At 71.6% G+C, this 26,535-nt stretch carries 6 protein-coding genes and 1 pseudogene; 6 read left to right on the top strand and 1 reads right to left on the bottom strand.

The features are described from left to right. Window positions 1-72: 72 nt before the first annotated feature. The 6 genes and pseudogenes from ACIO3P_RS01650 to ACIO3P_RS01625 all read left to right on the top strand — a co-directional run. Window positions 73-10,470: pseudogene (locus ACIO3P_RS01650) on the top strand (type I polyketide synthase); the annotation flags it as partial. Window positions 10,471-10,660: 190 nt separating this feature from the next. Beyond that, window positions 10,661-11,587: a sulfite exporter TauE/SafE family protein gene (locus tag ACIO3P_RS01645; RefSeq protein ID WP_401787273.1), complete on the top strand. Its 927-nt coding sequence runs from the start codon at window positions 10,661-10,663 to the stop codon at window positions 11,585-11,587. Further along, window positions 11,584-12,486, top strand: coding sequence for a sulfate adenylyltransferase subunit CysD (gene cysD / locus ACIO3P_RS01640; protein ID WP_329822658.1), 903 nt, complete (start codon window positions 11,584-11,586; stop codon window positions 12,484-12,486). The genes ACIO3P_RS01645 and cysD overlap by 4 nt, the downstream gene beginning before the upstream one ends. Beyond that, a complete protein-coding gene (gene cysC, locus ACIO3P_RS01635) occupies window positions 12,486-14,330 on the top strand; it encodes an adenylyl-sulfate kinase (protein ID WP_329822659.1) in 1,845 nt (614 codons plus the stop codon). The genes cysD and cysC overlap by 1 nt, the downstream gene beginning before the upstream one ends. Window positions 14,331-14,374: 44 nt before the next feature. After that, the gene (locus tag ACIO3P_RS01630) at window positions 14,375-15,643 is read left to right on the top strand and encodes a cytochrome P450 (RefSeq protein WP_329822660.1); all 1,269 of its coding nucleotides are present in this window, start codon (window positions 14,375-14,377) and stop codon (window positions 15,641-15,643) included. A 1,342-nt stretch (window positions 15,644-16,985) separates the two neighbouring features. Beyond that, window positions 16,986-19,778 (top strand): LuxR C-terminal-related transcriptional regulator, encoded by a 2,793-nt coding sequence (locus ACIO3P_RS01625; RefSeq protein ID WP_329822661.1) that lies wholly within the window; start codon window positions 16,986-16,988, stop codon window positions 19,776-19,778. A 65-nt stretch (window positions 19,779-19,843) separates the two neighbouring features. Here the strand turns inward: ACIO3P_RS01625 and ACIO3P_RS01620 are convergent, their stop codons facing one another. Continuing rightward, entirely contained in the window at window positions 19,844-26,455 is a 6,612-nt protein-coding gene (locus ACIO3P_RS01620; RefSeq protein ID WP_401849827.1) for a beta-ketoacyl synthase N-terminal-like domain-containing protein, read from the bottom strand. Window positions 26,456-26,535: the final 80 nt, after the last annotated feature.

Here is a 26,535-nt window from a genome sequence, read left to right as displayed (position 1 = left end):
CGGACGTATCTGCGGCAAGCCACGACGAGCCTGCTGGAGACCCAGAACCGCCTGCAAGAGCTACAGGTCCGCGCGAGCGAGCCCATCGCCGTGGTCTCGATGGCCTGCCGCTTCCCGGCGGGGGCGGACAGCCCGGAAAAGCTGTGGGACCTGGTCGCCACGGGCCGCGACGCCATGGATCCGTGGCCGACGGACCGGGGCTGGGACGCCGAGCCGGATCAGGCGAGCTACGCCCGCGTAGGCGGGTTCGTGGCCGAGGCCACGCGGTTCGATGCGGGCTTCTTCGGTATCTCGCCGCGTGAAGCGGTGGCGATGGAGCCACAGCAGCGGCTGATACTCGAGACGGCGTGGGAGGCGCTGGAGCGGGCCGGGATCGCGCCGGACTCACTGCGAGGCAGCTCGACCGGCGTGTACGTGGGCGCTGGTGGATCGGAGTACGGGGCGCTGCTCGCGTCCGGTTCGGACCAGGTCGATGGGCATGTGCTGACCGGCAACGCCGTCAGTGTGGCATCCGGCCGGGTGTCGTACACGCTCGGACTGGAAGGCCCGGCGGTGACCGTGGACACCGCTTGCTCCTCCTCCCTGGTGGCGGTGCATCTGGCGGCGCAGGCGCTGCGGTCCGGTGAGTGCTCGATGGCGCTGGCCGGCGGTGTCACGGTGTTGTCCACCCCCGGGATCTATACGGAGTTCTCGCGGCAGGGCGGACTGGCCGCTGACGGCCGGTGCAAGCCGTTCGCCGATGCCGCGGACGGGACCGGCTGGGGTGAGGGCGCCGGGCTTCTGGTGCTGGAGCGCCTGTCCGATGCCCGTCGGCACGGGCACCAGGTCCTGGCCGTGATTCGTGGCAGTGCCGTGAACCAGGACGGTGCGTCGAACGGTCTGACCGCGCCGAACGGTCCTTCCCAACAGCGGGTGATCCGGGCGGCCTTGGCCAACGCGCAGTTGTCGCCGGGTGAGGTCGATGTGGTGGAGGCGCACGGTACGGGGACGAGGCTCGGCGATCCGATCGAGGCGCAGGCGCTGCTGGCGACCTACGGTCAGGACCGGCCGGAGGACAAACCTCTGTGGCTGGGGTCGGTGAAGTCGAACATCGGCCATACCCAAGCTGCCTCCGGGGTGGCCGGGATCATCAAGATGGTGCTGGCGATGCGGCACGGCGTCCTGCCGCGAACACTGCATGTGGACGCGCCGTCGTCGCAGGTGGACTGGTCGGCCGGAGCGGTGGAGCTGCTCACCGACTCACTGCCCTGGGAGGCCGACGGCCGTCCTCGCCGGGCCGGGGTGTCGTCCTTCGGTATCTCCGGCACCAACGCCCACGTGATCCTCGAAGAACCCGAAAAGGCACCGGCCGTTGAGCCGGAGGAGAAGCCGGCTCCTGCTGTGGTGCCGTGGCTGATGTCGGCGAAGTCGGCGGAGGCGTTGCGGGAGCAGGCTCTCCGGCTGGGCCGGTGGGGCACTGACCAGCCGGAGATCGATCCGGTGGCGGTGGGCCGGGTGCTGGCCACGGGCAGGTCGGTGTTCGAGCATCGCGCAGTGGTCCTGGGCCGGGACGGGCAGTCTCTGGTGCACAACATGAGCGCACTGGCCGAGGACCGGCCGAGCGCCGCCGTGGTGACCGGGCAGGCGGGCGCAGCTCGGCCGGCGATGGTGTTCTCCGGGCAGGGCAGTCAACGTCCCGGTATGGGTTCGCAGTTGTCGGCCGCGTTCCCGGTGTTCGCTGAAGCCTTTGACGAGGTGTGTACGGAGCTGGATCGGCATCTGCCGCGTCCGATCCGCGAGGTGATCGACAGCGAGCCGGATCTGCTGGACGAAACTCTCTACACGCAGGCCGGTTTGTTCGCGGTGCAGGTGGCTCTGTATCGGTTGATGGTTTCGTGGGGTGTGTCGCCGGAGTGGGTGGGCGGTCATTCGATCGGCGAGTTGAGCGCTGCCCATGTGGCGGGTGTGTGGGATCTGCCGGATGCGGCCACCGTGGTGACCGCTCGGGGTCGGCTGATGCAGGAGCTGCCCACCGGTGGGGCGATGGTGGCGCTCTCGGCGGGTGAGGCCGAGGCGCTGGAGCTGATCGGTGAGTACGACACCGTGGGGCTGGCCGCGGTCAACGGCCCGGAGTCCACGGTGATCTCCGGTACGGAGAGCCTCGTGGAGGAGCTGGCTCAGCGGTGGCGGGATCAGGGTGGCAAGGCGCGACGCCTCCGGGTCAGTCACGCGTTCCACTCCCCGTTGATGGAACCCATGCTGGCGTCGTTCGCGCAGGTTCTGGAAGGCGTGTCCTGGCGGGAACCCCAGTTCCCCGTGGTGTCCGGAACCCCGGACGCGGATGTGACGGACCCGGCCTACTGGGTACGGCACGTCCGCGACACCGTGCGCTACCACGACACGGTCCTCAAGCTACGGAACCAGGGAGCGGGCCTGTTCCTGGAAATGGGCCCGCACGCCACCCTGACCGCGATGGCCACGGCGGACAGTGGTGTCTGGCTCCCGGCGCTGCGGGCCGACCGTGACGAACCCGAGACGGTGACGGCCGCGGTCGCGGGGCTGCACACCCATGGGGCCACGGTGGACTGGACCGCCCTGCTGGGCACCCGGAGCCCCAACCCGGCGGCTCTGCCGACGTACGCGTTCCAGCGGGAGCGGTACTGGCCCGAGAAGACGCGCCGGGCTGCCGTGGAGGGTGCCGACGGAGTCGAGGCGGAGTTCTGGCAGGCGGTGGAGCGCTCGGACAGCGCGGCCCTGGCCACCACCCTGCGGGTGGACGAGCACGAGGTGAGTCCGGTGCTTCCCGCACTGGCCGCCTGGCGCCGGGGGAAACTGGACAGGCAGGCCGTCGACACCTGGCGGTATCGGGTGGAGTGGGTCTCCCTGAAGGGAGCACGGCCGTCCGGGCTGAACGGTTCGTGGTTGGTGATGCACGATCCGGACGTGGCCGAGTGGGCCGGTCAGGTGGCCGGAATGCTGGCCGACCAGGGCGCGTGGCCGGTTCCGGTGGCCGTGTCCGGTGATCGGGCCGCGGTTGCCGAAGCCGTGCGGGACGCGCTGTCCGAAGTGGACCTGGCCGGGGTGGTGTTCCTTCCCAGTGATGCGCCGGTGAAGGAACTTCTGGCGGTGGTCCAGGGATTCGCGGACTCAGGCGCGTCGCAGCGGCTCTGGGTGCTGACCCGTGGCGCGGCCGGGCCCGAGGGCCCTGGTGATCTGGACGCGGCGGCGGCGTGGGGCCTGGGCCGCGTGGCGGCGCTGGAGTACCCGGGGAACTGGGGAGGGCTGATCGATCTGCCCCTCGCCGAACCGGACGAGGGCATCGGCCGGCGTCTCTGCGCGGTGCTGGCCGGATGGGACGGTGAGGACCAGGTCGCCGTGCGGGCCAGCGGTGTGTACGGGCGCCGCCTGACGCCCGCCCCCACCACGCGATCCGGGCGGACATGGGCGCCTTCGGGCACCGTCCTGGTCACCGGCGGCACCGGTGGTATCGGCGGGCATGTCGCGCGCTGGCTGGCTGACCAGGATGTCGAGCACATCGTGCTGACCTCACGGCGCGGCGCGCAGGCCCCCGGGGCAGCCGAACTGGTGGAAGAGCTCAGCAGCGGGGGACGGGTACGCGTCACCGTTCTGGCCGTGGATGTGGCCGATCGGGACGAACTGGCCGCGGCTCTGGCCGAGGTGGGCCGTATCGACGCGGTGGTTCACGCCGCCGGCATCGGCGAGCTGACTCCGATCGCGGAGACCGACCCGGAGGCCGTGGAACGGGCCCTGGCGGCGAAGGTGACCGGGACGCTGAACCTGCACCGGCTGCTCGTGCGGGACGCCGACCGTCCGCTGGACGCGTTCGTGCTGTTCGCTTCCGGTGCCGGTGTGTGGGGTGGCGGCGGGCAGGGACTTTACGCGGCGGCCAACGCGTTCCTGGACGCCTATGCCGCCCGGCAGCGTGCTGCCGGACATGCGGTGACGAGCGTGTCCTGGGGGGTGTGGGCCGGTGCGGGGATGGCCGGCTCGGAGGAGAGCCGGGCCATGCAGCGGCGCGGGGTCCGGCCGATGGATCCGCAACGCGCCCTGTGGGCGCTGGTCGAGGCGGTGGGCCAGGGCGAGAGCTGTGTGACCGTAACGGATATGGACTGGCCACGGTTCGCGGCGGCGTTCACATCGGTTCGCCCGAGTCCTTTGCTGGCGGAGATACCGCACGCACAGGTCGATGCGGATGCCGTACCGGTCGCGGACAGTGGCCTGGCCGCCCGATTCCGGGCGATGTCCGAGGTGCAGCGTCGGCAGACGCTCGAAAAGATGGTGCTGGCCCACGCGGCCGCGGTGCTGGGCCACGACACCGCCGAGGGGCTCGGGGCCGGCCAGGCGTTCCGTGAGCTGGGTTTCGATTCGGTGACCGCGGTGGAATTGCGCAACCGGCTGACGGAACTCACCGGATTGTCGTTGCCGACGACGTTGGCGTTCGACTATCCGACCGCGGCCGCACTGACGGATTTCCTGCTGGCGGAACTACTCGGTATCGAGGCCGGGGCCGCGACACCGGCGTCGACCGTGGTGGCCGCGGTGGCCGACGAACCGGTCGCGATCGTGGGAATCGGCTGCCGATTCCCCGGGGACGCGGGCAGCCCCGATGACTTCTGGCGGATGCTCGTCGCGGGCGAGGACGCCGTTGCCGCGTTCCCGGAGGACCGTGGCTGGGAGGACGAACAGAACGGTTACGCCCGCGTCGGTGGATTCGTCACCGAGGTCACGGACTTCGATGCCGGATTCTTCGGAATTTCGCCGCGTGAGGCGATCGGCATGGATCCGCAGCAACGGCTGGTGCTGGAGACAGCATGGGAAGCGCTGGAACGGGCCGGGATCGACCCGGTTGGGCTGCGGGGCTCGGACACCGGCGTGTATGTCGGTGTCGGCGGGTCGGAGTACGGCTCGGCGCTCGCGGCCTCTTCGGACGATGTCGATGGGCACGTACTGACCGGCAGTGCGGCGAGTGTGGCCTCTGGCCGGGTGTCGTACGCGCTGGGCCTGGAAGGGCCTGCGGTCTCGATCGACACGGCCTGTTCGTCTTCGCTGGTGGCGGCGCATCTGGCCGCTCAGGCGTTGCGGTCCGGTGAGTGCTCATTGGCGCTGGCCGGCGGTGTCACGGTGTTGTCCACCCCCGGTGTGTTCGCGGAGTTCTCCCGTCAGGGCGGTCTGGCTGCTGACGGCCGGTGCAAGCCGTTCGCGGATGCCGCGGATGGCACCGGCTGGGGTGAGGGCGCCGGGGTGCTGGTGCTGGAGCGGCTGTCGGACGCGCGGCGCAATGGGCACCAGGTCCTGGCGGTGCTGCGTGGCAGTGCGGTGAACCAGGATGGTGCGTCGAACGGTCTGACGGCGCCGAACGGTCCTTCGCAGCAGCGCGTGATTCGTGCGGCCCTGGCCAACGCCCGACTGTCCCCGGATGAGGTCGATGTGGTGGAGGCCCACGGCACCGGGACCCGCCTGGGCGATCCGATCGAGGCGCAGGCCCTTCTGGCGACCTACGGTCAGGACCGGCCGGAGGACAAACCCCTGTGGCTGGGGTCGGTGAAGTCGAACATCGGTCATACGCAGTCCGCCGCCGGCGTGGCCGGGATCATCAAGATGGTGCTGGCGATGCGCCACGGGGTCCTGCCGCGTACGCTGCACGTGGACGCGCCGTCGTCGCACGTGGACTGGTCGGCCGGAGCGGTGCGGCTGCTGACCGAGGCCGTGCCGTGGGAGTCCGAAGGCCGTCCACGACGGGCCGGGGTGTCGTCCTTCGGCATCTCCGGCACGAACGCCCATGTGATCCTCGAAGAACCCGAATCCGAGCCCGAGCTGGTATCGGCGACGGCGCCCGACGTCCTGGGCGGTCTGGTGCCCTGGCCGGTATCGGCCAGGTCGGCGCAGGCGTTGCGGGAGCAGGCGGCCAGGTTGGGCCACTGGGCCGCTGACCGGCCGGAGACCGACCCGGTGCTGGTCGGGCGGGCGCTGGTCACGACCCGGTCGGCGTTCGAGCACCGGGCCGTGGTGCTCGGCCGGGACCGGCAGACGCTCGCCGAGGGGGCCCAGGCGTTGGCGAAGGGCCGGGCCGGCTCCGGTGTGGTGAGCGGATCGCCGGGCTCCGGTCGGCTGGCGGTGGTGTTCTCCGGGCAAGGCAGTCAGCGCCTCGGCATGGGCTCACAACTGTCGGCGGCCTTCCCGGTGTTCGCCGAAGCCTTTGACGAGGTGTGTACGGAGCTGGACCGGCATCTGCCGCGTCCGATCCGTGACGTGATCGACAACGACTCGGATCTGCTCGATGAGACGGTGTTCACCCAGGCCGGGTTGTTCGCGGTGCAGGTGGCGCTCTACCGCCTGACCTCGTCGTGGGGTGTCGTACCGGAGTGGGTGGCCGGTCATTCGATCGGTGAGCTCAGTGCCGCGCATGTGGCGGGCGTGTGGAGTCTGGCGGACGCGGCCGCCGTGGTCGCCGCGCGAGGCCGGCTCATGCAGGAGCTGCCCACCGGCGGCGCCATGGCGGCGTTGTCGGCGGGTGAGGCCGAGGCGCTGGAACTGATCGGTGAGCACGCCACCGTGGGGCTGGCCGCGGTCAACGGCCCGGAGTCCACGGTGATCTCCGGCGCCGAGGACATGGTGGAGCAACTGGCGGAACGGTGGCGAGAGCAGGGCGGCAAGGCGCGGCGGCTACGGGTCAGTCACGCCTTCCACTCGCCGCTGATGGAACCCATGCTGGAACCGTTCAGGCAGGTGTTGGAGCGGGTCGCCTGGAATGAGCCGCGGATCCCGGTGGTGTCGGGCACCCCCGACGCCGATGTGACAGATCCGGCTCACTGGGTACGACACGTCCGCGACACCGTGCGCTACCACGACGCGATCCAGGGCCTGCGCGAGAGCGGGGCCGACCTGTTCTTCGAGGCCGGACCTGCCGGGACGTTGACCTCGATGGCCACGGTGGACAGTGGTGTGTGGCTTCCGGCGCTGCGGGCGGAACGCGACGAGCCGGAGACACTGCTCACCGCGCTCGCCGGGATACACGCCCATGGCTCCACCGTGGACTGGACCGCGCTCCTCGGCGCTCGGAGTTCCGGCACGGTGCCGTTGCCGACGTACGCGTTCCAACGCCGGCGGTTCTGGCCTTCGACGACCCGCCGGGCAGGTGATGTGCGGGAGCTGGGGCAGGGCGAGTCCGGTCACCCGCTGCTCGGTGCGGTCGTGACGCTGGCCGGTGGGGACGAAGTGGCTCTGACCGGACGGTTGTCGCTGTCCGCGTACCCGTGGCTGGCCGACCACGCGGTGCTGGGCTCCGTGCTCCTGCCGGGCACGGCCTTTGTGGACCTGGCCGTACACGCCGGTGATCGCACGGGTGCTCCGGTGCTGGAGGAACTGACTCTCCAGGCCCCGCTGCTGCTCCCCGAGAAGCTTGGCGTCCAGGTCCAGGTGCGGGTCGCCGAGCTCGACGATCACGGGCGTCGAGGTGTGGGGATCTTCTCCCGCAAGGACGATGAGGATGAGTGGGTTCAGCATGCCGATGGTGTGCTGAGCGCGCAGGCCGCCACCGCTCCGGTGTGGACCGGTGCCTGGCCCCCGTCCGGTGCGCGGTCGGTGCCGGTGGACGGTGTGTACGAGCGCATGGCTGAGGATGGTTACGGCTATGGGCCGGTGTTCCAGGGTGTCCGTGCAGTTTGGGAGTCCGGTACCGATGTCTTCGCCGAGGTGGCGTTGCCCGAGCAGACCGAGGTGAAGGGCTTCGGGATACATCCGGCGTTGCTGGACGCGGCTCTGCATCCCGTCGGACTGACGGCCTCGAACCAGGCCGGCGACAGCGGCGTGAGGTTGCCGTTCGCATGGAGTGGCGTGCAGTTGTACGCGACGGGCGCGACGGTGGCGCGCGTGCGCCTGTCGCATCGTGAGGACGGCGGGCTCGCGGTCGCGGCGTTCGATCCGGCCGGGCAGCCGGTGTTCAGCGCCGAGTCGCTGATGCTGCGACCGGTCACCACCGATCCGGCTTCGTCAGCGGCGGGGGAGACGGCGCGGTCCTTGTTCGGAGTGGACTGGGAACCCCTCACCGAGCCGACCACCACCGAAGCGGTGGACTGGGCCTGGTACGAGCAGGTCGGTGTCGACAGGCCCTCGGTGGTGGTGGCCCACGTCCCGGCCGGCACCGGTGAGAGCCCGAAGGCGGTGCACACGGTGACGGCGACGGTGCTGGACCGGCTGCAGGAGTGGCTGGCCGACCCGGACACCTCCGGATCCCGGCTGCTGCTGCTCACCCGGGGCGCGCTCGACGGCAGCGATCTGGCCGCCGCCGCGGTGACCGGCCTGGTGCGTTCGGCGCAGGCGGAGCACCCCGGACGGTTCGTCCTCCTGGACCTCGACGCCGACACCGAGGCCGATGGTGTGCTGCTCGATGCCGTGCTGCCTGCGGCCATGGGCAGCGGCGAACCCGAACTCGCACTGCGAGCAGGCCAGTTGTCCGTACGACGTCTGGTCAGGGCCACCGGACCGGTGGCCGCGCCACCGGACCTGGATCCGCGGGGCACGGTGGTGATCACCGGCGGGACCGGCGGCTTGGGCGCGTCGCTGGCCCGGCATCTGGTGACCGCTTCCGGAGTCGAGCACCTGCTGTTGCTGTCCCGGCGCGGTACGGACGCGCCGGGGGCCGCCGAACTGGCCGCCGAACTGGGCGACCGGGTGTCCGTCCGGGCCTGTGATGTGTCCGATCGCGACGCGCTGGCCGCGGCGCTGGACACGGTGCCGGCCGAGCACCCCGTCTCGGGTGTGGTGCACGCCGCAGGGGTGCTGGACGACGCGACGGTGGAGTCCCTGACCGCTGAGCGGCTGTCCGCCGTACTGCGGGCGAAGGTGGACGCGGCATGGCACCTGCACGACCTGACCCGGGATCGGGACCTCGGCATGTTCATGGTGTACTCCTCGGCGGCGGCCACGCTGGGCTCTCCGGGCCAGGGGAGCTACGCCGCGGCCAACGCCGCGCTGGACGCCCTGATGGTGCAGCGCGGTTCGGCCGGGCTCGTGGGCCGGTCACTCGCCTGGGGTCTGTGGGAGCAGCGCTCCGGGATGTCCGGCGGGCTGGCCGAGGCGGACCTGGCCCGGCTGGCGCGTGCCGGGATGCGGGCCCTCTCCGACGAGCAGGGGCTGGCGCTGTTCGATGCCGCACGCCATGTGGACAGGTCGCTGGTGGTGGCGGCGCGGCTGGATGTGGCCGGTATGCGCGCGGCCGGGGCTGTCTCACCGCTGCTGCGCGGGTTGGCGGGCGGCCCGGCACGCCGCGCAGCAGCGAAGGCCGCCGCCGGTGGGGGCGAGCTGACCGCGTTGCCGGTCGAGGAGCGCCACACCGCGGTGCTGGACCTGGTGCGCACCCACGCCGCCACGGTCCTGGGCCACGCCGCGGCCGACGGGGTCGACGCCGACGCGGCCTTCCGCGATCTGGGCTTCGACTCGCTGACGGCGGTCGAACTGCGTAACCGGCTCACCACCGCGACCGGGCTGAGGCTCCCGGCGACGCTGATCTTCGACCATCCGAACGCGGCCGCGCTGACCGCGCACATCCTCGACGGACTCGCCACCGCGAGCCCCGCCGAGGCCGCTTCCACGGACATCGTCCGGCTGTCGGACCTCGCCGAGATGTACATGCGCGCCGAGGCCGAGGGCGCGGGCGCCGTGTTCCTGGAATCGGTGGAGAACCTCGCGAGGTTCCGGCCGACCTTCGGTGCCGACACCGCCGGTGCGGCGATCCGGCCGCCCAAACGCGTCGCCACCGGAGACCAGAAGCCGAAGCTGTACCTGTTCCCGCCGTTCATGGCCCCGGACGAACTGGCGTACGTGCGGCTGGCGTGGGCCTTCCAGGGCAGCCGGGAGGTGTCACTGCTGAAGCTGCCCGGCTTCCACGCCGGTGAGGCACTGCCACGGGATCTGGACACGATGACCGCCGCGTACGCCGAGGCGATCGTCCGGGACAACCCGGCGGGCGAGGAATTCGCCCTGGGCGGGGCGTCCAGCGGCGGAATGATCGCGCACTGGGTCGCCGCCGAGCTGGTGCGCAGGGGAGTGACCCCGGTGGGCATCACCCTGTTCGACACCGTCTCCCAGGAGGACCTCACCACCTTCGAGGAGGATTCGAACGCGCTGCTGGCGGCACTGTTCGAGAACATCAGGCAGGCCGGCGACAACGGCGACGACAGTTGGATCTCCGCCATGGCCCACTACAGGTCGTTCCCGTGGTGGTCCCCGGACCACCTGGACATCCCGACGCTCCAGATCCGGGCGACGGAACGGATGGGTGACCCGGTGGCCCACGAGGACTGGATGTTCACCTGGAACAGCTCCTCGGCGCTCACCTTGGCCGACGTACCGGGAAACCATCTGACGATGCTGGACAAGTTCGCGACGGTGACCGCGCGGGTGGTCAACGACTGGCTCGCCCGGCCTGCCGAGGAACGCCCCCCGTTCATGGACTACCGCGGGGCCGTATAGGGCCTCACCCTCCGCGCGGCCGAGCACAGAAGAAGGAGACATACCTGGATTCCACGAAGGACTCCGGAAGCGACATCCGGGGGCGAACCCGCTCCCAGCATGCCGGAGGAGCGGCGGGTCACCGCCCGCTTCCTCCTCGTTCACGGTGGTTACGGCAGCCGTGCCGCCCACCCTGCGAACCGAGGTTCCCATGCGCACGTTCCTGTTGTTCGGACTGGCCGGTCTGCTGGCCCAACTTGTCGACGGCACCCTGGGCATGGCGTTCGGGGTGACCGCGACGACCACGCTGCTGGCCGTGGGCACCGCCCCGGCGGCAGCCTCGGCCGCCGTGCACCTCGCGGAGGTCGGCACCTCGCTGGCGTCCGGCCTGTCCCACTGGAGGTTCAAGAACATCGACTGGAGAACCGTCGGCATCCTGGCCGTACCGGGCGCGATCGGAGCGGTGCTCGGCGCGTACGTGCTGACCTCGCTCTCCACCGAGAACGCCGCGGTGTGGATCACCACCATCCTGCTGCTGCTCGGCCTGTACGTGCTGATCCGGTTCTCGTTCCTCAAGCTCGGCAGGCTGATCACCGGCAAGCGCCCCGGCGTCAAGTTCCTCACGCCACTCGGTCTGGTGGCCGGGTTCGTCGACGCCACCGGTGGCGGCGGCTGGGGTCCGGTGGCCACCACCACGCTGCTGTCCTCGGGCCGGCTGGAACCGCGCAAGGTGGTCGGTTCGGTGGACACCTCGGAGTTCATCGTCGCGCTGGCCGCCAGCATCGGCTTCCTGTTCACCCTGTCGCAGCAGGACAACCTCGACTACACGGTGGTCCTCGGCCTGATGATCGGCGGCATCATCGCCGCCCCGCCGGCGGCCTGGCTGGTCCGCCATCTGCCGCCGAGGCTGCTCGGCGCGCTGGCCGGCGGGCTGATCGTGTTCACCAACGCCCGCACACTGCTCGGCGAGTTCGAGGCCACGGACCGGGTGTTCACCGTCACCTACATCGCCATCGTGGCGTTGTGGGCGGCCGGGGTGCTCGCCGCGATCCGCTCACTGCGAGAGGAACGACGGCACGACACCGCGGCATCCGAAGAACAGTTCGCCCTACCAGTAGCGGAGGAGCACAACGTATGACGGCGGGCACTTATCAGCTCTCCCATCTGCACACCCTCGAAGCCGAATCAGCACACGTCTTCCGCGAGGTCGCGGCCACGTTCGAACGGCCGGTGCTGCTGTTCTCCGGCGGCAAGGACTCGGTGGTCATGCTGCACCTGGCGCTGCGCGCGTTCTGGCCGGCGCCACTGCCGTTCCCGGTGCTGCATGTGGACACCGGCCACAACTTCCCCGAAGTGCTCGCGTTCCGCGACCGGGCCGTGGCCCGGCACGGCGTCCGGCTGGAGGTCGCCTCCGTCCAGGACGACATCGACGCCGGGCGGGTGGCCGACGAACCCAGCCGGAACCGGTTGCAGACCACCACCCTGCTGCGGGCGATCACCGAGCACGGTTTCGACGCCGTGTTCGGCGGCGCCCGCCGCGACGAGGAGAAGGCCCGCGCGAAGGAACGCGTGTTCAGCTTCCGCGACGAGTTCGGCCAGTGGGATCCGCGCAACCAGCGTCCGGAACTCTGGCAGTTGTACAACGGCAGGCACCGTCGCGGTGAGCACATCCGGGTCTTCCCGCTGTCCAACTGGACGGAACTGGACATCTGGCAGTTCGTGCTCGACGAGGAGGTCGAACTGCCCTCGCTCTACTACGCCCACCGGCGGCAGGTCTTCCAGCGCGACGGCATGGTGCTCGCGGTCAACCCCTATCTGACCCCCGGCGCCGACGAGCAGCCGTACGAGGCCACCGTTCGCTTCCGCACCATCGGCGACGCGACCTGCACCGGCTGTGTGGAGTCCGCCGCCGCCACCCCGGAGGCCGTCGTCGCCGAGGTCGCGGCCAGCCGGATCACCGAACGCGGTGCCACCCGCGCCGACGACCGGATCTCCGAAGCGGGCATGGAAGACCGGAAAAGGGAGGGTTACTTCTGATGGGCATCGATCTGCTACGGATCGCCACCGCGGGCAGTGTGGACGACGGCAAGTCCACACTCATCGGCCGACTTCTGTTCGATTCGAAATCGCTGTTCTCCGATCAGTTGGCCGCGGTGGAACGCGCCAGCCGGGACCGCGGTGAGCCGTACCCGAACCTCGCCCTGCTCACCGACGGGCTGCGCGCCGAACGCGAACAGGGCATCACCATCGACGTGGCGCACCGCTACTTCGCCACGCCGAGGCGCCGGTTCATCATCGCCGACACCCCGGGCCACCTGCAGTACACCCGCAACATGGTCACCGGGGCGTCCACCGCCGACCTCGCGCTGATCCTGGTCGACGCCGCCAAGGGCGTACTGGAGCAGTCCCGGCGGCACGCGCTGCTGGCGTCCCTGCTCGGCATTCCGCACCTGGTGCTCTGCGTGAACAAGATGGACCTGGTGGGCTTCTCGCAGGAGCGGTTCGAGGAGATACGCGCCGAGTTCACCGCGTTCGCCGCCAAACTGGACGTGCACGACCTGAGCTTCGTCCCGATGTCCGCGCTCACCGGCGACAACGTCGTGCACCGCGGCGACGCGATGCCCTGGTACGAAGGCACGTCGCTGCTGCACCACCTGGAGGAGGTGCACGTCGCCTCGGACCGCAACCTGATCGACGCGCGCCTGCCGGTGCAGTACGTGATCCGCACGCCGGGCGAGTCCGGGTACTTCCGCGGTTACGCGGGCACCGTCGCCGGCGGGGTGTTCAAACCGGGCGACGAGGTGCTGGTGCTGCCGTCCCGCGCGCGCACCACGATCGCGGCGATCACCGGACCCGGCGGCGCGCCGCTCGACGAGGCATTTCCGCCGCAGGCGGTCACCGTGCAGCTCGACGGCGAGCACGACATCGGCCGGGGCGATCTGATCTGCCGCCCGCGCAACCAGCCGCGGGCGGTCCACGAGTTCGACGCGATGGTGTGCTGGCTGACCGAGCGCAGCGAGCTGGCCGCGGGCACCAGGTACCTGGTGCGGCACACCACCCGTACCACCCGTGCGCTGGTGGGATCGGTGGACTACCGGCTCGACATCAACACACTGCACCGCGACGAGGCCGCGGACTCGCTGGCGCTCAACGAGATCGGCCGGGTGAGCCTGCGGGCGCAGGAGCCGCTGTTCGTCGACGAGTACCGCCGTAACCGCGTCACCGGCAGTTTCATCCTGATCGACGAGCGGACCAACAACACCGTCGCCGCAGGGACCGTGCTGGCCCAGCCCGCCCGGCCCGAGGTCGTCTGGCACGCCACCGCGGTGAGCCGGGACGAGCGGATCTCGCGGGGCGCCACGATCTGGTTGACCGGACTGTCCGGGGCGGGGAAGTCCAGTGTGGCGGTGGAGATCGAGCGGATGCTGATCGCCGCCGGCCGCCCGGCCTACCTGCTGGACGGGGACAACCTGCGGCACGGGATCAACGCCGGGCTGGGATTCGGCGAGGCCGACCGTGCGGAGAACGTACGGCGCGCGGGCGAGGTGGCCAGGCTGTTCTCCGAGGCCGGACTGGTCGCGGTGGTGTCGCTGATCAGCCCGTACGCCGAAGACCGGGCGAAGGTGCGGGCGGCGCACGAACTCGCCGGGCTGCCGTTCATCGAGGTCTTCCTCGACACCCCGCAGGCGGTCTGCGAGTCCCGGGACCCGAAGGGGCTCTACGCCAAGGCCCGCGCGGGCGAGATCACCGGTTTCACCGGGATCGACGATCCGTACCAGGCGCCCGACTCGCCCGAGCTGGTACTGCGCCCCGAGGACGGTGATCCCGCCGCCATGGCCGCCCTCGTACTGAACCGCCTGGCGGGCGGAATCCCCGACTGACATGGCGATCCGAGTCGCCGAAGAACCAGAGGAGTACCACTGTCATGACGACATCCCAGTGCCCGGCCGGAAACACGATCCCCGACTCCGGCGACGGAGTGGTCGATCTCGACGAAGCCTTCATGAACGAGCCGTACCAGCTCTACGAACTGCTGCGCGCCCAGCGCCCGGTGACCCGGGTGCGGGTGCCGATGGCGCCGCCGTTCTGGCTGGTCACCACATACCAGGACGTGCGCGCCGGAATGACCGACCCCCGGCTGCGCAAGGACGCCGGTGAGATCGCCAGGATCCTCCGCCGCGCCGCCGAACTGCCCGAGGACGCCGTGGACCTGGACATGGGTCTGCACGACCACATGCTCAATTCGGACCCGCCCAAGCACACCCGGCTGCGCAAGCTGGTGAACAAGGCGTTCACCGGACGGGCCATCGATCGGCTCCGCCCGGGCATCGAGCGACTGGCCACCGAGCTGGCCGAGGCGATGGCGGCGAAGCTGGCCGCCGGGGCGGACTCGGTCGACCTGATCGAGGAGTACGCGTTCCCCCTGCCGATGACGGTGATCTGCGAGATCCTCGGCGTGCCGGACGACCGGCGGCATGAGTTCGGCGAGTGGTCCCACATCATCCTGACGTCGACGACGCCGCAGGAGCAGGCGGCGGCGTCGGCGGCCATGCGGGAGTACCTGGACGAGCTGGTGGCCGCCAAACGGGCGGCCCCCGGCGAGGACATCTTCTCCGCGATCCTGGCCCCGGGGGAGGGCGCCGACCAACTGTCGCCCGCCGAGGCGACCTCGATGGCGTCACTGCTGCTGATGGCCGGGCACGAGACCACGGCGAACCTGATCAGCAACGGGGTGCTCGCCCTGCTGCGCGACCCGCACCAACTGGCCCGGCTGCGCAAGGACCCGGCGTTGCTCCCGGGCGCGGTGGAGGAGTTCCTCCGCCTGGAGAGCCCGGTCAGCATGGCCACCACGCGGTACACCGCCGAGCCGGTGACCATCGGCGGCACGACGATCCCGGCAGGCGAGCTGGTCCTGCTGGGGATCGGCTCGGCCAATCGGGATCCGGAGGTGTTCGACCGGCCCGACGAACTGGACCTCGGCCGTCCCCGGGGCGGCGGTCTCGCCTTCGGGCACGGTATCCACCACTGCCTGGGGGCGGCGCTGGCCAGGGTGGAGGGCGAGATCGCCTTCCGCGTGCTGCTGGCCCGGTTCCCCGAACTCACCCTCGCGGTGGCCCCGGGCGACCTGAAGTGGCGCAGCAGCATCCTTCTGCGGGGGCTGACCAGCCTGCCGGTGAACGCCGGTACGCGGTGACAGACCGATGACAGGAGTGTGGCTTTCCCTGCGAAATTCGCGGGGAAAGCCACACTTTTGTCATCCGGTGTCACGTCTGTGCTGTGGGATTCGCGACGTAGCGGAATAACCGTTCCGGATGCTAGGTTGATTTTACTTCGGCTTGACCGGAGGTGAATCGGCCCATGACCGGTCCCGCGATATCGGTATCGGCATCGGCGTTGGCTTGCAAGGAGGCTGTGATGGATTACTCGGAGAATTGGTGTTTCGCTCATTTAGATCGATGTCCCGGCGTTTCCTGGGGGAGGGACGGTGGCTCCGCGATTTCGCGCCGCATGACGGCCGGGGATCGCCACGCCCTGTCAGCGCCGGGCCGGTCCCGGGTCGAGCGGGGCCGGTCTTCCGGTCGGCGCTCCTTTTGTCGTGAACCATGGCCCGTCGATCATCGATCCGGGCCGCGCACTCGTGTGTCGGGGGTATTCCTTGGCTCCCCCGCGTTGACGGCTCCCAGAAAGCCATAAAAGTCAACGGTAGTGAACATGAAGCCACAAGCACCGCACGGAGCCGGACCATCGGGTCGCACCCGTCCGTGGAGCAGGTGCGCGCCCACCGGGTCCTGGCCGACGGTCGCCGGAGCCCTTCTCGGCCCAACGCCGCCGGTCGCGGGGGTTCACCCCGGTCCGAACCCGTCGCCGCCCATCCCCTTCCCGTCCGGTGTCGCACCGCTTCGAGCCGGTGCGTCCGTCCAGGGAACTCCATGACTTGTTTCAGTCGTGTCCCCGGATCGCGCGCGAAGAATGTGACGCATCGTCACTTCCTGTCGCCAATTTTTCCGAGGCGCATGCTTCCTTTCCGTGCCGGAGATTCCCGGACCGAAGCGCGCCCAACCGTGGCACGCGTAATATTCGCGTTAAGATTTCCTTTCGCCTTCGGTGTGATGTGCGGCGAATGTCCCCCGAATGTCCCGTAGTGCCTGGTGTGACTGTTCGCCCCGGTCGTGGCCCGATGGGTCGGTCATGTGGCGCGCCGGAGTCGCTGATTTTGATAACTCTGACGGATTCTTTATGTCGAACCTATCGAACATTCCACCTAGTCCGGATCATACGGACCTGAAATTGCCCATTCTTGACCCGAGTCCGCGATGCGCGACTGGGGCGCCCATTGTGGGCGTGAATTTCCCGTGGGGCAGATGAACGGCGGGTGAAATGGTGTTCCGCGGCCGAGCGGCAGGAGACCGGGCGGACAGGAGACCGAGCGAGTCCGTGTCCCTGCGGCCGCCCCCGCATTCCTCAGGAACTGACGACAGCAGATGTGCACCGCCGACATGGGAGAGAACGTGGAGCCTCGGATTCTCGAGAAGCTCATGGAGCCGGCGACACCGCAGGCGCAGTCGGTCTCCTGGACGTTGCACGGCCGTGAAGAACAGGTACACCGCATCGAGCGGCTGATGCGCGCGACGGCCGAGGACCACCGGGGACACCTGGTGGTCCTGGAATCCGGCATCGGCACCGGCAAGACCAGGCTGCTGTTCGAGGCGATGGCGCTGGCCGAGCGGAACGGGTTCGCGGTGGTCAGCGGCCTGCCGAAGTCGCTCACCATGGTCGGCCCACGCCAGGGCCGGCCCGACACCGACCGGATCGGCCGGCCGGCCGCGCAGCTTGAGGCGCAGCTCGACGCCGAACTCCGGCGCGGTCCGGTGCTGATGGTGCTCGACGACGCGCAGTGGACGGACCTGACGGAGCTGCGGGCGCTCGGCGGCCTGATGTCGAAGCTGGACGACTCGCCGGTGCTGTGGCTGTTCGCGCTCCGTGCCGAGCAGGGCGAGTCGGCCAACAGCCTGCTGCTGCGGGGCATGGCCCGCGCCCACCGCAGCGACTGGCTCGGCCCGCTGGGCCCGCTGGCCGGTGACGCCGTCGTCGGCCTCGCCGGCGACCTTCTCGACGCGGTTCCCGACCGGGACCTGGTGGAGCTGTGCGAGAGCGTCGGCGGCACCCCGCAGGCGATCGTGGACCTGGTGCACGAACTGCGCGAGGAACACTGCGTGGCGATCAACGACAGGGGCGCGTCGCTGGGTTCGGGGCCGATGGCCTCGGGCATCGCCGTGGCCGTCGCGGAGGATCCGGTCGGGCGGCTGCCGCAGCCGTTGCTGCGGTCGGTGCGCGGCCGGCTGGACGAGCTGTCCCAGCGGACGCAGAACATGCTGCAGGTGGCGGCGGTGCTGGGCAGCGGATTCGCCCCCAGCGACCTCGCGGAGATGCTGGGTGAGCTCCCCGTGCAATTGCTGGGGCCGTTGCAGGAGGCGATGGGCGCGGGGCTGCTCAGCAGCGACAACGAGGGATTCGTGTTCCACCGCGAACCGGTGTGGCGTGCGGTGCTGGGGACCGTCCCTGCGCCGTTGCGGTCGATGCTGCACCAGCAGGCCGCCACCATGCTGCTCGCCAGGGCGGGGGAGCCGACCGTGGACGCGGCGGTGCATCTGGTGCACTGTACGGAGGCCGGTGACGCCGAGGCACTGGCCATCATCAGCAAGGCGGCGCGGCGGTTGCTGCCGTCCTCACCCCAGTCGGCGGCGGCGCTGGCCGCTCGCGGGCTGCAGGCCACCGAGCCCGGCGGGCCCGATCACCTCGCGCTGGGGACCACGGCCACCGCGGGCCTGGTCCGGCAGGGCAAGCTCACCCAGGCATCCGAACTCGCCCAGGAACTGCTGCGGGTGGCCGGGCCCGCCCCGGTGGACTCCGTTCGCCTGCTGCGCACCTGGCTGGCCACGGCGCTGATGCTGCGCGGCGACGCCTCCGCCGCGCGGCAGGTCTCCCAGGAGCCCTTCGCCACCACGGCTCCCGGGGACGGTCCGGACCCGAGCATCGAACTGCTGATGCTGAGCATGTTGTCGCACGACAACCGGACCGCGAGGGTCGGCCTGGCCGACCGGGTGCTCGCGGCCACCGGCGATTACAGCGTCGAGGTGCGGGTGGCGGCGTTGAACGTGCGGGCGATGGCGAGGTGGCGTGCGGGCAGGATCGACGAGGCGCTCGTCTGTGTGGAGGACGCGGTGGAGCTGCGCGGGCAGCTCACCGAGACCTGCCAGTGCGATCCGCTGTGGACCAAGGCGTGGATGCTGACCAGGCTCCACCGGCTCGACGAGGCGCTGACCGCGGCCGACACCGCCTGCCGCACCATCGACTGGGACGGCACGGGCGTACTCAGCCCGGTCCCGCTCGCCCTGCGCGCGATGATCTTCTTCGTCAAGGGCGACATCGCCGCGGCCGAGAAGGAGGCGGCCGCGGGACTCGCGGCATCGAAGCGCGCGGAGATGCCGCTCTACGACCCTCCGCTCCGCGCGGTTCTGGCCTTCTGCGCGCTACGGCGTGGTGACCTGGCCGCTGCCGCCGACGCGCTGCGGAGGCTGGACGAGTCGGTGCCCACCGAGCTGGTCCACTGGTGGTCGGCGATGCGGCGACTGCTCACCGGGCTGGTGGCCTCGGCCAAATCGGGCCCGCACGCGGCGATCGACGAGATCCGCGGGCTGGCACAGGACCCCTTCCTGCGCAGGCAGTTGGTGCTGGAGGCCCCGGTGGGCATCGCGTGGGCGGTACGCATCGCGCTGGCCACGGACCAGCGGCCGTTCGCGGAGCGGATCGTGGTCACCGCCGAGGAGATCGCCCTGGCCAACCAGCGGCACGGTCCGATGGTGGCGGCGGCGCGGCACGGCCGGGCGCTGCTGGACGGCGATCTCACCGCACTCGCCGGGCTCGGGGAGCTGTATGGCGATCCGTGGATGGTGGCCTCGCTCGCCGAGGACCTCGGTTCACGCCGGCGGGAGACCGACCGCGAGCAGGCCGTCGAGGAACTGAACCGGGCGATGGTGATCTACGAGGAGGTGGGTGCGGAATGGGACTCGGCGCGGGTTCGGCGCAAGCTGCGGCGGCTCGGAGTCCGGCGCCGGCACTGGAGCCACGAGACCCGGCCCGAGACCGGCTGGGACAGCCTCACCAGCACCGAGGCCAAGGTCGCCCGGCTCGTCGCACAGGGGCTGACCAACCGCCAGGTCGCGAGCGAGCTGTTCATCTCCCGGCACACCGTCGGCTTCCACCTGCGCCAGATCTACCGCAAGCTCGACATCCAGTCGAGAGTGGACCTGGCCCGCATCGTGCCCTGACCGCCACCGCCACCGCCACCCGCCACTGCCACCGCGCACGTAGAACTGGGACCGTTCCTGGGTGATCAGCGGGGCGCGGGAGCGGCGTCGGAGACCATGCGCATGCCCAGTCCGCGCACCCGGTAGATGCACGTGTCGTCCCCCCACAGCGACGCGTCCGCCAGCGCGTACGGGCCCCGCGCGTCCGTACCGGACTCGACGATGTCCATGTCCACCCGGATCAGCCGGCCGGCCGGGGTGATCTGGCCGCGGTACGTCCAGACCGTCTCGCGGCCGGGCAGCACCGGCTCGAACCGCGGGTACGGGACGCCGTCGGCGGCGCCGCGTTCGAGCAGGTGGTACTGGAGCAACTGGCACATGGCCTCCAGCCCCAACGACCCCGGCTGCACCGGGTCCTGGAAGAAATGCGCCCGGAAGAACCACGCGTCCGGGACCACGTCCTTCTCCGACCGCAGCCGGCCGAGCCCCGCGCGGCCCCCGTCCGGCCACGAGCCGGTGATCCGGTCGAGCATCAGCAGCATCGGGCCCGGCAGCCGCGGCTCCCCGGCGAAGTACCGGGCGGGCCGCCCGGTCAGATCGACGACCGGGCGCCCGCAGGGCTCGTCGAGCCGGATCCGCTCCTCCGCCGCCACCGCGAGGCCCGGCTGACGGTCGAAGGAGGACGGCGGGAAGTAGCCGAAGACCGTGGAGAGTTCGAACAGCGGCGCGCCGTCGGCCGTGCACGTCACCCGGAAGGACTCGACGATCATGTCCCCGCTGCGGGAGACACGGGTCAGTACGGCATGGGTGCGGACCGTGCCCGTCGCCGGGGTGACCTCACCGTGGACCGTCCCCGTCCCGTCGAGGTTGCGGAACCGCAGATCCGTGGCGCTGGTCAGCGCGCTGCCCACGTACGAGGCCAGCCACCCGCAGGGTTGCAGCGCGATCTCCATGAGGACGGCGAACGGCATCGTACGGCCGCCGCTCTGCTCGAAGTACCAGGCCCGCGCGGGTACGTCGTACTCCGCGACGACACCGCTGTCCTCCCGCATACCGCCCTGCGGCCCGTCCACCGAGACGATCCGGCTCATGAAGTGGTACGGGGGGCCCGGCAGCCGCGCGACCCTCCGGGCGCCGTCGAAGGGCTCGTACGCGGCGCCGAACGCCTCACTCGGTCTGCCCCAGGCACACGCCAGCAACGAGGCGTAGCCGAAGGGGAGTCCGTCGGACGCCGCCGCCACGGGCTTCTCCTCCCGGTGCCCGGCCAGCCCGCCGAGCAGCGGGAGCGGTACCGGCGCGGCATCGGCCTGTATGGTGGGCGGGCCCGAGCGCCGCCACTGCGACAGCGGCCAGTCGGGCACCAGCCGCAGCGCCACATCGCGGCCCAGGAACGCCTTCGCTCCGTCGACCGAGCCCAGCACATCGGCGTACAGCGTGGGCACCGGGCCGGCCGAGACGCCGCGTACGAACACCTCGTAGACGACCCGCCGACCGGACGGGGTGGCCTGGCCCCGGCACATCGCCCGGCACGGGTGACCGTCGACCGGCTCGAAGCGCCAGCCGTCCCGGTCGACGGTGAAGCCCATGGCGGCCAGATAGAACGCCATCGCCTGGAGACCGCCCTGGAGCATCAGGGTGCCGGGCATGCAGGGGTCGTTCTTGAAGTGCCCCTCGAAGAACCAGTCGTCCGGCGACAGCGAGGTCTCCGCCCGCAGATAGCCGCGGCCCCACGGTCCTCCCGCCGGGTCGAACGCGGTCACCTCGTCGATCAGCCGCAGACGGCCGTCGTCGAGCCCGGGCGGGCGGACCTGGGCCGCCGTCGTCTCCCAGCCGGGCCCGAAGCACTCCGCCGGCCGGCCCTGGGCCAGGGCCGCGACGCGTTCCGTGCCGAAGCGGGTCAGCCCGCACCGTACGGTGGGCGGGTCGAGCGGCAGGTCGTCACCGGGCGGGTGCTCGGCCGGGTCCCACCGCACACCGCCACCTTCGGCCAGCTCCCGAGGGGTGAAGAACCCGGCCTGGCCCTCGCGCACGCTCAGCCGTAACTCGCCGTCCACGAAGCACTCGTAGTGGAAGAAGGCCAGCCGGACACCGTCGTGCTCCGCATGGCCGTCGATGTAGATCTCGTAGCACAGGGTGTCCCCCGCCTCCGGCGGACTGCCGTGGTACGTGACCTCGCAGCCGAGCAGCCGGTAGGCGCGCTCGCCCCGGTTGAGGAGATCGACGCCCAGCCAACTGAGCAGGAGCAGATCCGCCTGGCCCGCCTCGATCAGCAGACCGGCCGGCATCCGCCCGGTGGAGTCCAGGTACCAACTGCCGGGCAGGACATCGGTCTCGGTCCAGATCCTTCCGTCGGTACGTCCCTGGCCGGGTGTGGCGAGCGCCGCCGGCACCGCGTCGATGCCGGTGACCCGGTCCGCGAACAGCATGGGCGGCCCGGGCATCCGCGTCTGAACCGCGTACGCGTCCTGCTCGGCGAACCGGGGGCCGAACAGCGCGGAGATCTCCCGGGAGGCGAGGTGTTCCAACTGGGCACGGTCGAACTTCGGCCCCGGCCGCACGAGGTGGGCGGGCGCCGGTGGGGCCTCCGGCAGCCGCTCGGCACGTACGGGGACGGGCGCCCCGGCGGCCGGACGCGGCGCCGGAAGGCCGGGCGCCCGTGCGGGGAGGGGCCCGGCGGCCGTCAGCGCGGTGACCGCGAGGGCCGACATCCGCAGGAACCGCTGGTGGGCGTCGGTGTGTACGGCCATGATCTCCTGGTGCAGCGCGGCGACCCGCAGGCTCTGCCGCACGACCGCGGCACGGACCCCCACCGCTCCCGCCTTCTCGGCCACTCCCGCCGAACGGGGCACGGGGCCCGGGGTGTCGGGCGGACCGGCCTCCCGTCCCGGTACCGGCGCCAGTTCGGGGGCCCGGGGCAGGGTCACCACGACCGGCTCCGGGGACGGCTGGGGCAGACACGGCGTCGTGGGTACGGCAACGGTGACGCTGGGCCCCGGGCGCGGGACCTCGGTGGCGGCGTCCGCGAGCCGGGCGAACAGTTCGCCGGCGCGTACCGGCACCCCGGCGACGACGAGTTCGGCGACCGCGAGGCACAACTGCCGCAGCCCGGTGTCGTCCGGGGCGTCCAGGGCGACGGCCACATGCTCCCGGTCGCCGAGCACCCGCTTGACCCAGCCGGTGCACAGCTTGCGCGGACCGTGCTCCACGAAGACCCGGACACCGTCGGCCCATGCCCGCTCGATCGTGGCCGCGAAGTCGATCGTGTTCAGCCCCTGCGCGGTGAGGGCCTCGGCGGCCCGCTCGGCCGTCGGCCGGTACGACCGTCCGGTGGCCCCGCTGTAGAACCGCACCCCGGGGACATCGACGGTGGGCCGGTGGTGCACCGTGCGCCACGCCCCTTGCACCTCGGCCAACTCCGGTGCGTGCGCCGCCAGTTCATAGTCCAGCTCGATCGCGCGGTCGGCGCCGGTCCGGGCCACGACGGCCGCGCACGCGCGGGACTCGCCGCCGATGACACAGACCCCCGGCGCGTTCACCGCCATCAGGTGGACCGCGACCTCACCGGCCAGCTCCGAACGGACCTCCTCCAGGGGCGCGTTGACGAGGTAGGTCGCCCAGCGGGAGCCCTGGACGCCCAGCCGCGCCCAGTGACGCCGGACCGCACGGAGCTCACCGGTGAGCTCCGTGGTGAACAGGCCACTGTCCAGGGTGGCGTCGTACAGTCCCGAGGCGTCCGGCCAGGCCCCCAGGGCGACCAGCGCGGCCGACTCGCCCGAGGAGTACCCGACAGCGGCGTCCGGCCGCAGCCCGAGCACCTCCCGGGAGAGCACGGTGTGGAAGACGGCGAGTTCGGCGGCGTCCCAGATCTGGTCCAGCACACCCCGCTCCGTCCGGGAGCGCAGCCGGGCGCCGATGGCCCCGTGCTCGGCCCGGACGGCCTCCCCGAGGGACGGCAGCGCGAGCATCAGCTCCTGGCCCATACCCGGGTACGCGGCCGAGCCGTTGGTGTAGACGAACGCGGTCCGCCCCGTGACAGGCTGGTCCCGGTACAGCACATCCGCCGGACGGATGCCGCCCTCGGCCAGCCAGCGGCGGGCGGCCTCCCTACGGCCCGGCAACGCGGCGTCGTCGACCACCAGCGCCAGTCGGGCCGGTCCCGCGTCGGACCGCGTGTCGGACTCCAGCGCCGCCAGCACCTCCCGGCGGTCCGCTCCGGAGAAGACATGCAGGCGCGGAGCCCGTCCTCGCAGCCACGGCCGGGCGTCCCCGGCGCGCAGCCGTACGGTCGCGACGGGCCCCTCCATCGGTGTCACCACGACCTTCGCGGTGTGCGCGACGGCCCCGGCGTCCGCGGGCCCGCCCGGACGTGGCACCGCGCGGTGCTGGAGCGCGAGCGCGGCGACCGCGACGGAGACCAGCCCGTACGCGGCGTGCGCGCGGCCGAAGGCCGACGCCGGGTCGAACACCGCGTCGGGGCCGTCCCCGATGACCATGTCGGGCACATCGGCCGGGGCGGAGGAAGCGGTCGGGCCGGAGGAAGCGGTCGGGCCGGAGGAAGCGGTCGGGCCGACGGGTTCCTCGTCGAGCAGCGCGATGACGGTGTCATCGTCCTCGCGGGCGGTCTCCAGGGACTTGAGGACCAGCACGACGGCGGCGTCCCCCGGTTCGCTCTCGTGCCCCAACTCCCGCAGCGCGGCCCGGTGGACCACCTCGTGGGACAGATCGGTGGCACCGACGAGCGCGGCGTCCACCTCTCCCGCCCGGACCGCCCGGGCCGCGACCTCCAGCGCCACCGGACCGGACGCCTCCTCCGCCGACACCGCGAAACTCGCCCCCGCCAGGTCGAGTTGGGTGCTGATGCGGTTCGCCACCAGATTCGGCAGGCTGCCCACCACCGCCTCCGCCGTCATGGGCCCAGCGAAGGCGTCCCGGGCGAGGGCCGCGCCGGGCACCACGCCGGAGGGTCCGGCCTGCTCCAGCCAGTACGGAACCCGCCAGCGCGCCCCCGCCCGCGCCACCTCCGGGTCCACCCCCATACCGATGACCACCATGGTCCGCTCGCGGGGCAGGGACACCGTCCCCGCGGCCTCCCGGGCGGCCTCCAGCACCAGGAGCTGATGGCGTACGGTCCGCTCCAGGGCGAGCGGCGGAAAGCACAGGTCCGTCACTTCCACGGCGATCTCCGTTGCGGGCCCGCGCCGTTCACCGCCCAGCACCGCCCGGCGGAAGTCCTCGGTGCAGGTCCCGTCGCCGACCCGGGCGCCCAGGGCGACGATCGCCACCGGGCCACGGCCGCCCGGCGCGTCCCGTACCGCGGCCGGGGCGGGCGCGGCGGACACCGGGCGCGCCGGGGAGCGCCCGGCGGACCCCGGGGCGCCGTCGTCCGGGAGGTCCACGATCAGATGGGCGTTGGTCCCGCCGAACCCGAAGGCGCTCACCGCCGCCCTGCGCGGCCCCGGCCACGGCTCCGGCGCGGTCAGCACCCGCAGCGGTGTGCCCGCCAGCGCGTCCAGCGGACGTTCGGCGCCGAGCGTCGCCGGGCGGATCCCCGTACGCAGCGCGCCGAGCACCTTCAGCAGCCCCGCCACCCCCGCCGAGGCCAGCAGATGCCCGACGTTCGACTTCGCCGAACCGATGGGCACCTCGTCACAGGACCCGAAGACCCGGGCCATGGCGCGCGCCTCCACCGCGTCCCCGACCGGTGTCCCCGTCGCGTGGCACTCGATGAGCGAGACGCTCCCGGGGGCGAGGCCCGCCGCGTCGTACGCCAGGCGCATGGCCCGTACCTGGCCTTCCTCCGCCGGACTGATCAGCCCGGCGCCGCGCCCGTCGTTGGACAGCCCGACCCCGCGGATCACGCCGAGCACGGGCAGCCCGGCGGCGCGGGCCGCGGACAGCAGGGTCAGGGCGACGAACCCGGCGCCCTCGCCGTGCACCAGCCCGTCCGCGTCCCGGTGGAAGGGCCGGCTGCGCCCGGTGCGGCTCGTCGCGGACAGCCCGCAGAACCCGACCTGCAGATAGAGGGGGTCGGCCCGGCTCACCGCTCCCGCCACCATCAGCTCCGCCGTGCCGTCGTGCAGTCGGTCGCACGCCAGCTTGATCGCGTACAGCGAGGAGGCGCAGGCGGCGTCGAGGGACCACGCGCCCGCGCCGAGTCCGAGCGCCCGGGCCGCGAGGTGGGCGGGCAGTCCGGACGAGAAGCGGTTACGGGCGTCGGGCCGCACCCGGCGCTCTCCCGTCAGCAGGGCGTCACGGACCGGGGGGCGCTGCGCGGACAGCCAGACGTGTTCGGCGAAGGCCGTCCCCAGGGGCGTGGGGTAGGACAGATTTCCCAGCACCAGCCCCGCGCGCGGAAGCGGGCCCGCCAGGCCCGCCTCCGTGAGGGCCTGGCGGACGCCGTACATGACCCAGTGGAAGAGCGGGTCCAGCGACCGGATCCGCTCCGGGGCGATGCGCAGGCCGCTCGGGTCGAAGACGGACTCGAACCCACGTACGTACCCGCCGACGTCGGAATAGGTACGGTCGAGGTGGTCGTCCACCGAGCCCGTGGCCCAGCGGTGCGGCAGCCGCCACCGGCCTTCGGGGACGGCGGACAGGCTGCTGCGGCCCGCCGCGACGTTGTCCCAGAACGTGTCGGGATCGAGGGCGTCGGGCAGCACACAGCCCCGGCCGACGACGGCGATCGGTTCGAATTCCATGCGCGTCTCACTTCGGGGCGGGGCGGGGAACGAGGACGGGGACGGGGACGGGCGGTGGGCGGTGGGTCGCGCGGGTCGGG

The organism is Streptomyces sp. NPDC087310 (genome assembly GCF_044744405.1).
Classification (GTDB): domain Bacteria; phylum Actinomycetota; class Actinomycetes; order Streptomycetales; family Streptomycetaceae; genus Streptomyces.
This window is presented reverse-complemented; position numbering and strand designations above follow the sequence as displayed.